The organism is Kitasatospora sp. NPDC058048 (assembly GCF_042885555.1).
GTDB lineage: Bacteria > Actinomycetota > Actinomycetes > Streptomycetales > Streptomycetaceae > Kitasatospora > Kitasatospora lactacystinica.
In genome coordinates this window covers 282,996-296,419 of record NZ_JBHVRT010000001.1, presented here as the reverse complement: position 1 = coordinate 296,419, position 13,424 = coordinate 282,996, and the positions used below count along the sequence as shown (strand labels likewise).

Below are 13,424 nucleotides of genomic sequence, written 5' to 3'. Positions count from 1 at the left end.
CCCCCTCCGCCCGGCCCGTTCCGCCGGGCGTTCTGGCGCAGCCCGATCCGCGGGCCGTGGCTCACCTCCGTGTTCGGGTTCGTCCTGCTCGCCGGGATCCCGGTGCTGTTCGTGACCGGGGCGCTGTCCTATGCCGCGTACAACCCCGGCCTGGGCCGGCTCAACGACCAGACCCCGGAGAAGGGGCTGCTGGGTTTCTACCTCTTCGACTGGCCCACCGATCCGTCCTGGCTGTACCGGCTCACCCAGGGCGTGCACGTGACGCTCGGCGTCGTGCTGGTTCCGGTGCTGCTGGCCAAGCTGTGGTCGGTGATCCCGAAGCTCTTCACCTGGCCGCCCGTCCGCAGCGCCGCGAACGCGCTGGAGCGGCTGTCGCTGCTGATGCTCGTCGGCGGTGCCGTGTTCGAGTTCGTGACCGGGATCCTCAACATCCAGCTGCACTACGTCTTTCCGGGATCCTTCTACCCGCTGCACTTCTACGGTGCGTGGGTGTTCATCGCCGCCTTCGCCGTCCACGTGGTCCTCAAGCTGGGCAGCGCGAGCCGTGCCCTGCGGTCGCGTCCACTGCTGGCGGAGCTGCGGACCGGGCTTGCGGCGACCAGGCCGGAACCCTCCGACGGCGGGGGCCTGGTGGCGGCCTCGCCGGCCGCGCCGACGACCTCCCGGCGCGGTGCGCTCGCCCTGGTGGGAGGCGGCTCGCTCGTCCTGTTCGCGGTGACGGCCGGGCAGAGCCTGGGCGGCAGCCTCCGCGAGACCGCGCTCCTGGCGCCGCACAACCGGGCCCCCGAGCAGGGCCCGAACGGCTTCCAGATCAACAAGACCGCCGCCGCCGTCGGGATCACCCCGCAGCTCGTCGGGCCCGGATGGCGCCTCGAACTGCACGGCGCCGCGGAGCCGTTGGTCCTCACCCGCGAGCAGCTGCTGGCCATGCCGCAGCGGTCGGCCCGGCTGCCGATCGCCTGCGTGGAGGGCTGGTCCACCGAGGACCAGCTGTGGAGCGGACTGCGGCTGGCCGACCTGGCGGCCCTGGCCGGCCTGTCCGGTGCGGCCGAGGTGCTGGTGGAGTCGGTTCAGCCACCCGGTCCCTTCACCTCGGTGCTGCTGCGGGGCAACCAGATCCGCGACCCCCGGTCCCTCCTGGCCCTGCACGTCAACGGAGTCGACCTGTCGCTCGACCACGGCTTCCCGGCCCGGATCATCGTCCCCGCCAACCCCGGTGTGAACAACACCAAGTGGGTCGGCCGACTCACCTTCAGGGCGTGACCGTGGCCCGACCCGCCCGCCTCACCCGCTGGTACGGCGCAGGGCCGATGCACCTGCTCGTGCTTCTCGCCTCGTTCGCGCTCGCCGGTTACGCCGCCGAGCGGCTGGTGTCCGACCGGGCCCTCGCGGTGGTGGTCTGGTTCGTCGGCGGGGCCCTCGCCCACGACCTGGTCCTGCTGCCGCTCTACTCGCTCGCCGACCTCTCCGCCCGGTCCGTCCTGCGCCACCGCCACGAGCGGACTCCGACCGTCGAGTGGATCAACTACCTGCGGGTGCCGGTCGTCCTGTCCGGCCTTCTGCTGCTCGTCTGGTTCCCCCTCGTCCTGAACCTGTCCGAGCCGTACCCGGGGGCCACCGGGCTGTCGGAGGAGGTCTACCTCGGCCGGTGGCTCGCCGTCAGCGGAGTCCTGTTCGGCGCGGCGGCCGGCGCCCTCGCGCTCAAGCTGCGCCGTGCCGGGCGATCCCGACGGTCCGCGCCCGGGTGAGCGGCGGGCCGACCCGTACCGGCGGTGCGGGGTTCGTGAACCGTAGGACCGGATGTCGAGACCCGAGGCCCGCTGGTTCGAGCAGTGGCCGGAACGGTCTCGCCGAGAGAGAGGTGGAACACATGACAGTACGTGGGGACGCGCCGCGGGCCGAGGTCGGTGTGATCGGCGGCTCGGGCTTGTACGCGCTGCTGGACGAGGTGACCGAGGTGCGGGTCGACACGCCGTACGGGCCGCCGAGCGACGCGCTGTTCCTGGGCGAGGCGGCCGGTCGCCGGGTCGCCTTCCTGCCCCGGCACGGGCGCGGGCACAGGCTGCCGCCGCACCGGATCGACTACCGGGCCAATCTCTGGGCGCTGCACGCGCTGGGGGTGCGGCAGGTGTTCGCGCCGTGCGCGGTGGGCGGGCTGCGGCCGGAGTACGGGCCCGGCACGCTGCTGGTGCCGGACCAGTTCGTGGACCGGACCTCGGGCCGGGTGCAGACCTTCTACGACGGGCAGCCGCTGCCGGACGGCTCCGTCCCCGAGGTGGTGCACGTGCCGATGGCCGACCCGTACTGCCCGGCGGGGCGGCGGGCGGCCCTGGACGCCGCCGCCGCGGCGGCCTGGGGGCCGGTGGACGGCGGCACCCTGGTGGTGATCGAGGGGCCGCGCTTCTCGACCCGCGCCGAGTCCCGCTGGTTCTCCGCGAACGGCTGGTCGGTGGTCGGCATGACCGGGCACCCGGAGGCCGCGCTGGCGCGTGAACTGGCGCTCTGCTACAGCACGTTGGCGCTCGTCACCGATCACGACGCGGGCGTTGTGGCAGGCGAGGGCGTCACCCAGGCCGAGGTGCTGAAGGTCTTCGCGGGCAATGTCGACCGGCTGCGCACGGTGCTGTTCAAGGCGATCGAACTGCTGCCCGTCGACCGGGACTGCGTCTGCTCGCACGCCCTGGACGGCCTCACCACCGGTCTTCCGGGTGTCCCCGGAGCCTGACCGGGCCGCAGCGGCGGCGCTGTCGGTCCTCGGTGACGGGGCACCACGGTGGCGGGGTGGGCCCGTGCTCACCCGACGCCTCCTGCCGTGTGTCCTCGCCCTCGCCGCACTGACGGCTGCCCTGGCACTGACCGTGACCGGCGGTGGGACGCTCGCCGACCGGGCGCCGCTGTACGGCTGGTACGTCCTCGACGCGGCGCTGTTCACCCTCGCGCTCGTCCTGCTCCGCGGGGTGGGCGACCGTCATGTGGTGCCGCTCGTCCTGGCCGGGAGCGTCGCCGTCGCCGCCGTCGGGCTGTTGGCGCCACCGCGCACCAGCGACGACGCCTACCGGTACGTGTGGGACGGCCGCGTCCAGGCGGCCGGCACCTCGCCCTACGCGCGCACCCCGGACGACCCGGCGCTGGCCCGATTGCGCGATCCGGGCCTGTTCCCGGTGGGTGACGGCTGTGCGGGGTGGGACGAGCGGCGGACCGCGGACGGCGACTGCACCCGGATCAACCGGCCCGCCGTGCACACCATCTACCCGCCGGTCGCGGAGGCGTGGTTCCTCGCCGTGCACCCGTTCGGTGGCGGCGTCCGCGGTGTGCAGGCCGCGGGGGCCGTGCTGGCCGTGGCCACCACCGGCGCACTGCTGGCGGCACGGCGGGGCAGCCGACGCGCCGCGCTGTGGGGCTGGTGCCCCGGAGTGACGGTGTGGGCGGTCAACGACGCGCACGTCGACACCCTCGGCGCACTCCTGATGGTGGCCGGACTGGGCTTCTCCGCCCGTCGCCGGGCCGGTGCCGGCGGCGCCCTGCTCGGCGCGGCGGTCGCGACCAAGCTGCTGCCGGCGCTCGCCCTGCCCGGAGCGCTCTCCGGGCTGCTGGCCCGGCGTCCGACCAGGTCCGACGTGCTGCTGCTCGCAGTGGCCCTCGGGACGTTCGTGGCGGTCTATCTGCCCTACCTCGTCGCCTCCGGGCCCGGTGTGCTGGGGTACCTGCCCGGATACCTGCGGGAGGAGGGGTACGAGCAGGGGCACCTCGACCGGTTCGGCCTCCTGCGGATCGTCGTCGCCGACCGGTGGGCCCCGTGGGCGGCCGCGCTGGTGCTGGCGGTGGTGGCCCTGTGGGTGCTGCTGCGCGGCGATCCCGGCCGACCGTGGCGCGGCGCCCTGCTGGTGACCGGAACGGCGCTGCTGGTCGTCGCGCCGAGTTACCCCTGGTACGGCCTGCTGGTGGTGGCCCTGGTCGCGCTCGACGGGCGGTGGGAGTGGCTGGCCGTTCCGGCGGCCGGACAGGCGCTCTACCTCGTCGGCGGGGCGGACGCCCAGCGGTCCTCGTACGCGGTCGCGCTGGCCTGTGTGCTCGCGGTGCCGACGGCGCGTGGGCTGTCCCGCGCCGTACCGCCGCGGCCGGCGCGCGGTCCGGCGCCGGGTACGACGAAGGCCTGACCGGCCGCCGACGTTCCGAGGCGCGTGGCGCACCGCGGACTCGGAGGAGGCGGGGCGACGCGCCCCGTCACACGAGTGTGCCGGCGGAGGACTTGCGGAGGGCGAGGAACCGCCGTCCGTGGGAGGTCCAGCGTTCGGTCTCGACGAGCCCGGCCCGGCGGGCCCGCCGGGTGACCGCCCCGGCGCCGCATCGTGCCCAGGCGAATGCCGGACCGAGGCGGCCGTCGGAACCCTCGACCCGTACGGTGATCCGTTCGTCGAGCTCCCACGGCTCGACCTCGACCAGCAGGACGCCGTCCGGTGCCAGGAGTTCGGCGCCGCGGCGCAGCAGCACGGCCGGGTCGCCGCCGATGCCGAGGTTGCCGTCCGCGAGCAGCGCACCGCCCCAGCGGCCCTCGGCGGGCAGCCGGTCGAACACGGACCGGCACAGGGCGGGGCCTCCGAGGTGGCGGGTCCGTTCCACCGCCGCCCCGGTGACGTCGACTCCCAGGGCCGGGACGCCGAGGGCCAGCAGGGCGGCCACGAGCCGGCCGGGTCCGCAGCCCAGGTCCACCACCGGGGCGGCCAGGCCCACGCAGCGCCGCAGCAGGCTGTGGTCGCCTCCGGCGGCGGGGGCGCACCACCGTTCGACGTCGAGTGCGATGCGCGAGCCGTCCTCCTGACGCAGCCACAGGGGGCCGCGTCCGGCGCGTACGGCCTCGGCGAACGGGTCGTCGATCCAGGCGGCGGCCGGGGCGGTCATCCGGCGAACTCCGGGGCGGTGTCGATCGTGCGCAGGTGCGCGGCGAACCCGGTGTGCGGCGCTTCGGCCGCGACGCGGCGGGCGTCCTGGATGGTGTCCACGTCGGTCATCACCGGGAGGTGGCGGACCGTCAGGCGCTCGGCCGCGAGGCGGTCGAGCAGGGCGGCGCCGGTGCGGGAGGTGGACATCGGCACCCCCCGGAGCAGGCGTCGGGCCAGCCGCTCGGTGGGGTGGGCCAGGCCGAGGGCCCAGAAGCCGCCGTCGGCCGCCGGGCCGTACCAGGCGTCCGCACCGGCGCGGTGGGCCGGGGAGAGCGACTCGGCGAGGACGGCCGGGTCCAGCTGCGGGGTGTCCATGCCGACCAGCAGGGCGGGTGATCCCGGAGCTCGCCGGGCAGCGTGGGCGAAGGCCGCCGCGAGCCGCTCGTCGAGACCGCCGCCGCACTGCGGGACGACGTCCCAACCGGGCGGCAGCCACGGACCGGCGTCCCCGTCGAGGACGAGCAGCCGCCGGCCGGCCGGCATCCGGTCGAGAGCGGCGAGGGTGTCGACGAGGGCGGCCCGGGCCAGCACCGCCGCCTGCCCCGGACTGCACGGCGGGGTGAGACGTGTCTTCACCCGGCCCGGAACCGGCGCCTTGGCGATGACCAGCAGGGTGGGCGGCGGTGCGGCCAGCACGGCCCGCATGTCGCGTACGGCCTGACGGGTGCCGCGCACGGTCCCGGTGACCTTGGAGCGGCCGGAGCGCGGCAGGTAGTCGACGTCGGTCTCGGTGATCCGCATCCCGGCCGCCGAGGCGGCGAGCACCATTTCGAGGGGATAGCCGGAGCGGCGGTCGCCCAGCCCGAGGGCGATCAGCCGCTCCCGCCGGGCGGCCCTCATCGGTCCGAGGTCGTGCAGCGGTGCCCCGGTGAGGGCGCGCAGCCGGCGGGCGAGGACGGTGTTGGCGAGCCGGGCGTGCACCGGCCAGGCGCCGGCGGTCGCGGGACGGCGGCGGCCGAGCACGAGGTCCGCCGTGCCGGCCGCCACGGGAGCGGCGACGCGGGGCAGTTGGGCCGGATCGAGCGAACCGTCGCAGTCCATGAAGCAGACCAGTCCGGCGGTCGCGGCGAGCAGGCCGGCGTGGCAGGCGGCGCCGAAACCGCGCCGGGGCTCCTCGACGACAGTGGCGCCCAGCGACCGGGCCAACTCCGCCGAGCCGTCGCGCGAACCGTTGTCGACGACGATCGCGCGCCAGCCGTCCGGGACACGGCCGAGCACCCACGGCAGGGCCGCGGACTCGTCCAGACAGGGAAGGACGACATCGGCGACGGGGACGGGAAGGAGGGGAGAAGTCACGCCGGTCACGCTAACCGCAGCCCGGCCCGCCGAGGCCGAACCGCGCCTTGCGGAGGTACGACGTCGGCGAGGCTCGACCCGTCCGGGGGATCGGACGGGATCCGGCGGCACCCGCGCACGGCTGACGTCGCGCGCCGTTCTCACGCCCGCTGCGGCGCGGCGGCGAACTCCAGCATCCCGTCGGCGAAGGAGACCCGGGCCCGCCACGTGAGTTCCGCCCGGATCCGGGCGGAGTCCGCGGTGATGTGGCGGACGTCGCCGAGCCGGTACTCGCCGGTCACCACCGGCGTCGGTCCACCGTGGGCGGCGGCCAGCGCCCGTGCCATCTCCCCGACCGTACGGACCTCGCCGCTGCCCACGTTGTAGGCCCGGGTACTGCCCGGCGGGCGGTCGCCGAGCGCCGCCAGCGCGGAGAGGTTCGCGGCGGCGACGTCCGCCACGTGGACGAAGTCCCGGCGCTGCCCGCCGTCCTCGAACACCCTGGGCGATTCGCCCCGGGCCAGGGCCGAGCGGAAGAGCGACGCCACCCCGGCGTACGGAGTGTCCCGCGGCATCCCGGGGCCGTAGACATTGTGGTAACGCAGGGTCAGGGCACGGCCCGCACAGGCGCGGGTCCAGGCGGAGACCAGGTGCTCCTGGGCGAGCTTCGTCGCCGCGTACACGCTGCGCGGGTCCGTCGGTGCGTCCTCCGTCACCAGGCAGGGCAGGAGTTCGGCACCGCAGCGCGGGCACGGCGGCTCGAACCGGCCGGCGTCCAGTTCGTCCGGGCGCCGTGGACCGGGTGCGACGTCCCCGTGCAGCCGGCAGCGGTAGCGGCCCTCGCCGTAGACGACCATGGACCCGGCGAGGACGAGGCCGCGCACGCCCGAGTGCGCCATCGCGGCGAGCAGCACCGCCGTTCCCAGATCGTTGCAGCCCGCGTAGGCGGGCGCGTCGTCGAGGTCCGTCCCCAGGCCGACCATGGCCGCCTGGTGGCAGACCGCGTCCACTCCGGCCAGCGCCCGTTCCACCGTCGCCCGGTCCCGCACGTCCCCGTGCCGGAAGTCCACCGCCGCGGGCAGCTCGGGCGGCATCCCCGAGGGATGGACGGCGGGAAGCAGCGCGTCCAGGACACGGACCTCGTGGCCCGCCGCCACCAGGCCCCGGACGACCGCCGCACCGATGAACCCGGCGCCGCCGGTGACCAGAATCCTCATGACCGGTGACGCTACCGGGCCCCGACCGCGGAACGGCCGAAGGCGGCGGTCGCGTCATGCCCCGGTCGGGGGTTCGGCCGCGCCGCCGTTGTCGGGCGGCCGACCGGGGCCGGTGCTTCCGTGCGGGCTGCGACGACTCCGGGGGAGCGCCGCCGCCGCGCGCTCGCCACCCGTCAGCCGTTCGGCGTCGCGGGCGGGTCGGCCGGGTGCAAGCACCGCGCCCTGTTCACCGGCGACCCGGTCCCGTCCGCCGCCCGATCGGGCACCGGGACGGCCCCGGCCGGTCAGGCCTCCGCGGCGCCGACCAGCGGGCGGTGGCAGGCCACCGTACGGCCGGGCGCCACCTCCCGGGGCCGGGGCTCCTCGGTGGCGCAGCGGCTGTCCGCCAGTGGGCAGCGGGTGCGGAAGCGGCAGCCGCTGGGCGGGGCGAGCGGGGAGGGCGGGTCGGCGGGGAGCAGGCCGGTGTCGCGCAGCGGGCGGCCGGGTTCGGGGACGGCGGCGAGCAGGGCGGCGGTGTAGGGGTGGGCCGGGGCGGCGAGGACGGCCTCGGTGGGGCCGCGCTCGCAGATCCGGCCGAGCTGGAGCACGGCCACCTCGTCGCTCACCGCCCGGACCACGCCGAGGTCGTGGGAGATGAAGAGGCCGGCCAGTCCGCGCTCCTCGGTGAGGTCGCGCAGCAGGTTGAGCACGGTGGCCTGGGCCGAGACGTCGAGGGCGGAGACCGCCTCGTCGGCGATCAGGACGCGCGGCCCGGCGGCCAGCGCCCGGGCGATGGCGACCCGCTGGGCCTGTCCGCCGGAGAGCTGGTGGGGCCGGCGGTCGCCGAACAGGGCGGGCGGCAGGCCGACGGCCTCCAGCTGCCGGGTGACGATCTCCTCGCGGTCGCGGTCGCGGTCGCGGGCCGGGTCGGGGTGGGCGTCGAGGGGTTCGGCGACGAGGTCGCGGACCCGGCGGCGCGGGTTGAGGGAGGAGAGCGGGTCCTGGAAGACCATCTGGAGGCGGGGCCGGACCGCCCGCAGGGCCCCCGGGGAGAGCGTGGCGAGGTCGGTGCCGTCGAGGGTGACGGTGCCGGTGGTGGGCGGGGGCAGCCGCAGCAGGGCCTTGGCGATGCTGCTCTTGCCGGAGCCGGACTCGCCGACCAGGGCGAGGGTGCGGCGCGGGTACAGGGCCAGGTCGACGCCGCTGACGGCGTGCAGCGGGCCGGAGCGGGTGCGGTGGACGACGCCGAGGCCGGTGGCCTCCAGGACGGCCGTACCGGCGTCGGTGGTTCCGGCGGCGGCAGTTCCGGCGCCGGCGGTGCCGGGTGCGGCGGTGTCGGGTGCGGTGGTCATGCCGCGGACTCCAGTTCCTCGGGAGCGGTGCTGTCGGCCGCGGTGAGCGGGAAGTGGCAGTCGGCGGTGTGTCCGTCCGCCGCCGTGCGGGTGGGTGGCGCGGTCGTGGTGCAGAGTTCGGCCGCCCGCTCGCAGCGCGGGGCGAAGGGGCAGCCGGGGATGGGCCGGGTGAGGTCGGGCGGTGAGCCGGGGATGGCGGGCAGGGTGCGGCGCAGCGGGCCGGTGACGCGCGGGACGGAGCGCAGCAGCGCCGCCGTGTAGGGGTGCCGGGGGTGCCGGGTGACGGCTTCGGTGGGGCCGGTCTCGACGATCCGGCCGCCGTACATGACGGCGATGCGGCGGGCCCGCCCGTACAGCAGGCCGATGTCGTGGGTGATCAGCAGGGTGGCCAGGCCCCGGTCGACCCGGTGCTGGTCGAGCAGGTCGAGGACGGTGCGCTGGACGGTGACGTCGAGGGCGGTGGTGGGTTCGTCGGCGAGCAGCAGGGCGGGTTCGCCGGCCAGGGCGGCGGCGATGCCGACGCGCTGGCGCAGGCCGCCGGAGAGTTCGTGCGGGTGGGCGCGGGCCCGCCGGGCGGGGTCGGGGACGTCGACGGCGGCGAGCAACTCGGCGGCGGTGCGCAGCCGTTCGCGCCGGGACAGGCGGCGCCGGTTGGTGATCGACTCGGTGACCTGGTCGGCGATCCGGACGACCGGGTTGAGCGAGGTCATCGGATCCTGGTGGACCATGGCGATGCCGGTGCCGAGCAGTTCGGCGCGCCGGGCGGGGGTGGCGGCGAGCAGGTCCTCGCCGTTCAGCCGGATCTCGCCGGTGGCGACGGCCCTGGTGGTGCGCGACTCGACGCCGAGGACGGTGCGGGCGAGCACGGACTTGCCGGAGCCGGACTCGCCGACCACGCCGAGGCACTCGCCGGCCGCGATGGCGAGGCTGACGCCGTGCAGGACGTGCAGGGCCCGCCCGTCGGGGGTGTGCAGGACGGTGTCCAGCGAGCGGACGTCGAGGACGGGGGCGGAGGTCATCCGCGCGCTCCCTTCGTGGCGGTGGGCTTCGCAGCGGTGGGCTTCGCGACGGCGGGCCTGGCTGCGGCGGGAGCGCCCGAACGCAGGTGCTCCCCGAGGTAGTTGAGGGCGAGGACGGTCAGGCAGAGCACCGCCGCGGGCGCCAGCGAGATCCACGGCGCGCTGCCGAGGGTGGTGCGGCCCTCGGCGATGATGCCGCCCCAGGAGGGCTCCGGCGGGCGCAGCCCGAAGCCGAGGAAGCTGAGCGAGCCCTCGGCGACGATGGCGACGGTGGTGGCGGTGAAGGCGAAGGTGAGCGCGATCGGCAGGACGTGCGGGACGATCTCGCGGCGCAGGATGCGCAGCGGGGCGGTGCCGATCATGCGGGCGGCCTGGACGAAGCCGCGCTCGGCGAGCGAGAGCACGACGGCGCGCACCACCCGGGTGAAGTGCGGGACGGTGAACAGCCCGATCAGGCCGCCGATGACGGTGAGGCCGGGGCCGCGCATCGAGACCACGATCATCACCAGGATCAGGCTGGGCACGGACATCAGCAGGTCGGTCGCGAAGCCGATGGCCTTGTCGACCGGGCCGCGGAACCAGCCGGCGGCGAGGCCGAGCGCGCCGCCGCCGAGCAGCCCGACCAGGACGGTCAGGGCGGCGACGGTGAAGGAGGCGCGGGCGCCGGCGACGGTGCGCTGCAGGATGTCCCGCCCGGAGCCGTCGGTGCCCAGCCAGTGGCCGGGGCCGGGGGCGGCGGAGGGGTGGGCGAAGTCGCCGTGCAGCGGGTCGAAGCCGGGCAGCAGGGGCAGCAGCAGGGCGGCGAGGGCGACCACGGCCAGCCAGGCCGCGGCGGCGAGCACGCCGGCCGGCGGGCGGCGGCGGGCGGTGGGGGTCCCGGCGGTGTCGGTGCTCCCTGCGGTCCCGGCTTCGTTCCCAACGGTCTTGACGGACCCGGCGGCGCTCTCGGCGGTCGCGGTGGTGGTCTCAGCGGTGCTCATGGGCGATCCTCGGGTCGATCGTGCGGTACAGCAGGTCGACCGCGAAGGTGGCCGCGACCACGGCGACGGCGCTGACCACCACCACGGCCTGGACGACCGGGAAGTCCCGGCCGGCGATGGCCCCGGAGACCAGGCCGCCGACCCCGGGCACCGCGAACAGCGACTCGACCAGCACCGAGCCGCCCAGCGAGGTCCCGATGCCGATCCCGATCAGCGTCACCAGCGGCAGGCTGGACGGCCGCAGGGCGCGGCGCAGCAGCAGCCGGGTGGTGCCCATGCCGCGGCTGCGGGCGGCGGCGATGTACGGCTGGTCGAGGGTGTCGAGCAGCTGTCCGCGCAGGGTGCGGGTGAACACGGCGGCCTCGGTGAGGCCGAGGGTGAGGGCGGGCAGCACCAGGTGGCGCAGGTTCTCGGCCGGGTTCTCGGTGAACGGGGTCCAGCCGGTGGCGGGCAGGACGCGCAGCTGGACGGCGGCGATCCAGATGAGCAGTAGGCCGAGGGCGAAGCCGGGGACGGCGAGCCAGCCGAAGGTGGCGGTGGTGGCGAGCCTGTCGAAGGTGCCGCCGGGCCGCCAGGCGGAGAGCAGGGCGACGGGCACGGCCAGGCAGAGCGCCACCAGCTGGGCGGCGAGGAAGAGTTCGAGGGTGACGGGGATGCGGTCGGCGAGTTCGCCGGTGACGGCCGCTCCGGTGGACAGCGAGTGGCCGAGGTCGCCGTGCAGGGCGTCGCCGATCCACTGCCAGGTGGCGGCGAGCACGTTGCGGTCCAGTCCGAGCCCGGCCTCGTAGGCGGAGATCTGCTCGGGGGTGGCGGTGGGGCCGAGGGCGGCGACGGCGGGGGAGCCGGGCATCAGGTGGGGCAGGGCGAGCGCGCCGACGGTGACCAGCAGCAGGACGGCCGCGGCGCGGCCGAGCTGCCCGCCGTACCGCAGGGCGGTCCGGGCGCGGGGGGTCACCGCTTCACCCACAGGGTGGCGGGGGAGACGTTGAGGACGGTGCGCCTGGACAGGTCGGGCAGTCCGCCGACCCTGGCGGTGCCGAGGAAGCCGACGGTGTTCTCGGTGAGGAAGACCATCGGCGCCTCGCCGCCGACCCGCGCGGCGGCCTGGCCGTAGGCGGCCGAGCGCTTGGCCGGGTCGGTCGAGGCGCGGCCCTCGGTGATCGCCCTCTGGGCCTCGGGGTCCGACCAACTCATGAAGTTGTACGGCGAGTTCGGCAGGTAGAGGCTGCTGAGCGCGGTGTCGGTGTCGCCGAACATGCTGGTGATGAAGTCCATCACCTGGAACTTGCGCTGGAGCATCGCGGTGCCCAGGCCCGCGTTGTCGAGCGGCTTGACGGTCATCCTGATCCCGGCCTCGCCGAGCATCTGCTGGAGCACGGTGGCGCGCTGCTGGGCCTCGGGGCGGCTGTCGACGAGGTACTCGAAGGCGAGGTCGGGGTGGCCGGCCTCGGCCAGCAGGGCACGGGACCTGGCCGGGTCGTGGGCCGGGTACCCGGCGGCGGTGCGGTACGGGGAGCGGGAGCCGATCGGGCCGTCCGCGACGGAGCCCTGACCGAGGAAGACGACCTTTTCCAGGGCCTCGCGGTCGATCGCGTACTGCACCGCCCGGCGGACCCGGACGTCGTCGAAGGGCGCGGCCTTGGTGTTGAACAGCACGGTGCTGGTGGAGCCGGGCCCGGTGGCGGTGCGCAGCCCGTCGGCGGCGGCCTGCTTGAGCTGGCTGGGCGTCTCGGTCCAGATCAGGTCGGTGTCGCCGGAGCGCAGCGACTGGTAGCGGCTGTCGGCGTCGGGCAGCACCCGGTAGACGAGCTTGTCGGCGTGGCCCTTGGCACCCCAGTACGCGGGATTGCGGGCCAGGGTGACGGAGACTCCGGGCTGCACGCTCTCGACCGTGTACGGGCCGGAGCCGACGGCGGGGGAGTCGCCGGACGGCGCCTCGGAGACGTAGCCGAGCGAGCGGGTGAACAGGTTCGGGAAGGCGGCGTCGGGCGCCTTGAGAGTGAAGGCGACGGAGGTCGGGCCGGTGACGGCGGTGGAGCCGATGGCGGCCGCGTCGAGGGCGCAGGCGCACTTGCTCTCCGGCTTGGCGAGCCGGGTGACGTGGTCGGCGACGGCCTGGGCGTCGAGCGGCCTGCCGTCGCTGAACGTCACGCCCTCGCGCAGGTCGAGGGTCCAGACCGTGGCGTCCGCGTTGGGGGTGAAGGACTTGGCGAGGTACGGCTGGACGGTGCCGTTGTCGCCGTTGACCATCAGCGGGTCGTACAGGGCGTTGGCGAGGACCATCATCGGCATCTGGATCAGCGTTCCGTCGGCCGGGTCGAGCTTGGCGAACGGCCGGTCCAGGCCGATCTTGAGCTTGCCGCCGTCCACGGCCGGCCCGTCGGCCGCCGCGCCGGTGTTCCCGGCGGCGGTGCCGGTGCCGGTGCCGGACAGGGCGTCGTCGGAGGCGGAGCAGGCGGTGAGCGTGACCGCGGCCGTGCAGGCCGCGGCTACCAGGAGGTGGGTGTGCCGCTTCATGGTTCCTCGGTTCGGGGGGTGCGGGGGCGGCCAGGGGGAGTGCGGCCGCCGACGTCCACACCATTTCGGAAGTGGCAGTACTGCCAAAAGGCAGTTGTGCAAACTTCGGATGACGAAACCCGGAAGAGTCGGCTCCCGCCTTGAG

Annotated in this window: 12 protein-coding genes and 1 pseudogene; 4 read left to right on the top strand and 9 right to left on the bottom strand. The window is 75.5% G+C overall.

The annotated features are described in order from the left end of the window. Positions 1-45: 45 nt before the first annotated feature. The 4 genes from ACFVVA_RS01245 (at position 46) to ACFVVA_RS01230 (ending at position 4,157) form a co-directional block, all read left to right on the top strand. Positions 46-1,263: a molybdopterin-dependent oxidoreductase gene (locus ACFVVA_RS01245; protein ID WP_387684793.1), complete on the top strand. Its 1,218-nt coding sequence runs from the start codon at positions 46-48 to the stop codon at positions 1,261-1,263. Next, positions 1,260-1,748: a hypothetical protein gene (locus tag ACFVVA_RS01240; RefSeq protein ID WP_387684485.1), complete on the top strand. Its 489-nt coding sequence runs from the start codon at positions 1,260-1,262 to the stop codon at positions 1,746-1,748. Before ACFVVA_RS01245 ends, ACFVVA_RS01240 begins: the two co-directional genes overlap by 4 nt. Before the next feature lie 122 nt (positions 1,749-1,870). Beyond that, positions 1,871-2,725 (top strand): S-methyl-5'-thioadenosine phosphorylase, encoded by an 855-nt coding sequence (locus ACFVVA_RS01235; RefSeq protein ID WP_387684483.1) that lies wholly within the window; start codon positions 1,871-1,873, stop codon positions 2,723-2,725. 64 nt (positions 2,726-2,789) lie between these two features. Continuing rightward, positions 2,790-4,157 carry a hypothetical protein gene (locus ACFVVA_RS01230; protein WP_387684481.1) on the top strand — a complete coding sequence of 456 codons (1,368 nt, stop codon included), beginning with the start codon at positions 2,790-2,792 and terminating at the stop codon, positions 4,155-4,157. Between the two features lie 67 nt (positions 4,158-4,224). On the opposite strand, the gene ACFVVA_RS01225 is transcribed toward ACFVVA_RS01230, so the two are convergent. The 9 genes and pseudogenes from ACFVVA_RS01225 to ACFVVA_RS01185 all read right to left on the bottom strand — a co-directional run bounded on the left by ACFVVA_RS01225 (position 4,225) and on the right by ACFVVA_RS01185 (position 13,279). After that, positions 4,225-4,899 (bottom strand): SAM-dependent methyltransferase, encoded by a 675-nt coding sequence (locus tag ACFVVA_RS01225; protein WP_359903868.1) that lies wholly within the window; start codon positions 4,897-4,899, stop codon positions 4,225-4,227. Further along, a complete protein-coding gene (locus ACFVVA_RS01220) occupies positions 4,896-5,423 on the bottom strand; it encodes a DUF2064 domain-containing protein (RefSeq protein ID WP_387684791.1) in 528 nt (175 codons plus the stop codon). Before ACFVVA_RS01220 ends, ACFVVA_RS01225 begins: the two co-directional genes overlap by 4 nt. A gap of 99 nt (positions 5,424-5,522) precedes the next feature. Beyond that, positions 5,523-6,245, bottom strand: a pseudogene (locus ACFVVA_RS01215) (glycosyltransferase family 2 protein); the annotation flags it as partial. 131 nt (positions 6,246-6,376) lie between these two features. Further along, positions 6,377-7,432 (bottom strand): NAD-dependent epimerase/dehydratase family protein, encoded by a 1,056-nt coding sequence (locus tag ACFVVA_RS01210; protein ID WP_387684479.1) that lies wholly within the window; start codon positions 7,430-7,432, stop codon positions 6,377-6,379. 284 nt (positions 7,433-7,716) lie between these two features. After that, positions 7,717-8,763: an ABC transporter ATP-binding protein gene (locus tag ACFVVA_RS01205; RefSeq protein ID WP_387684477.1), complete on the bottom strand. Its 1,047-nt coding sequence runs from the start codon at positions 8,761-8,763 to the stop codon at positions 7,717-7,719. Beyond that, positions 8,760-9,782 (bottom strand): ABC transporter ATP-binding protein, encoded by a 1,023-nt coding sequence (locus ACFVVA_RS01200; protein WP_387684475.1) that lies wholly within the window; start codon positions 9,780-9,782, stop codon positions 8,760-8,762. Before ACFVVA_RS01200 ends, ACFVVA_RS01205 begins: the two co-directional genes overlap by 4 nt. After that, complete coding sequence (locus ACFVVA_RS01195) at positions 9,779-10,762, bottom strand: ABC transporter permease (protein WP_387684473.1); 984 nt, start codon at positions 10,760-10,762, stop codon at positions 9,779-9,781. The genes ACFVVA_RS01200 and ACFVVA_RS01195 overlap by 4 nt, the downstream gene beginning before the upstream one ends. After that, positions 10,749-11,717: an ABC transporter permease gene (locus ACFVVA_RS01190; RefSeq protein ID WP_387684471.1), complete on the bottom strand. Its 969-nt coding sequence runs from the start codon at positions 11,715-11,717 to the stop codon at positions 10,749-10,751. Before ACFVVA_RS01190 ends, ACFVVA_RS01195 begins: the two co-directional genes overlap by 14 nt. After that, on the bottom strand, positions 11,714-13,279 hold the full coding sequence (locus ACFVVA_RS01185) for an ABC transporter substrate-binding protein (protein ID WP_387684469.1): 1,566 nt from the start codon (positions 13,277-13,279) through the stop codon (positions 11,714-11,716). The genes ACFVVA_RS01190 and ACFVVA_RS01185 overlap by 4 nt, the downstream gene beginning before the upstream one ends. Positions 13,280-13,424: the final 145 nt, after the last annotated feature.

Excerpts from the sequence above, each read along its gene's own strand:
- ACFVVA_RS01235 (WP_387684483.1), top strand. The coding sequence starts at position 1,871 with ATGACAGTACGTGGGGACGCGCCGCGGGCCGAGGTCGGTGTGATCGGC.
- ACFVVA_RS01225 (WP_359903868.1), bottom strand. The coding sequence starts at position 4,899 with ATGACCGCCCCGGCCGCCGCCTGGATCGACGACCCGTTCGCCGAGGCC.
- ACFVVA_RS01220 (WP_387684791.1), bottom strand. The coding sequence starts at position 5,423 with ATGCCGGCCGGCCGGCGGCTGCTCGTCCTCGACGGGGACGCCGGTCCG.
- ACFVVA_RS01210 (WP_387684479.1), bottom strand. The coding sequence starts at position 7,432 with ATGAGGATTCTGGTCACCGGCGGCGCCGGGTTCATCGGTGCGGCGGTC.
- ACFVVA_RS01205 (WP_387684477.1), bottom strand. The coding sequence starts at position 8,763 with ATGACCACCGCACCCGACACCGCCGCACCCGGCACCGCCGGCGCCGGA.
- ACFVVA_RS01200 (WP_387684475.1), bottom strand. The coding sequence starts at position 9,782 with ATGACCTCCGCCCCCGTCCTCGACGTCCGCTCGCTGGACACCGTCCTG.
- ACFVVA_RS01195 (WP_387684473.1), bottom strand. The coding sequence starts at position 10,762 with ATGAGCACCGCTGAGACCACCACCGCGACCGCCGAGAGCGCCGCCGGG.
- ACFVVA_RS01185 (WP_387684469.1), bottom strand. The coding sequence starts at position 13,279 with ATGAAGCGGCACACCCACCTCCTGGTAGCCGCGGCCTGCACGGCCGCG.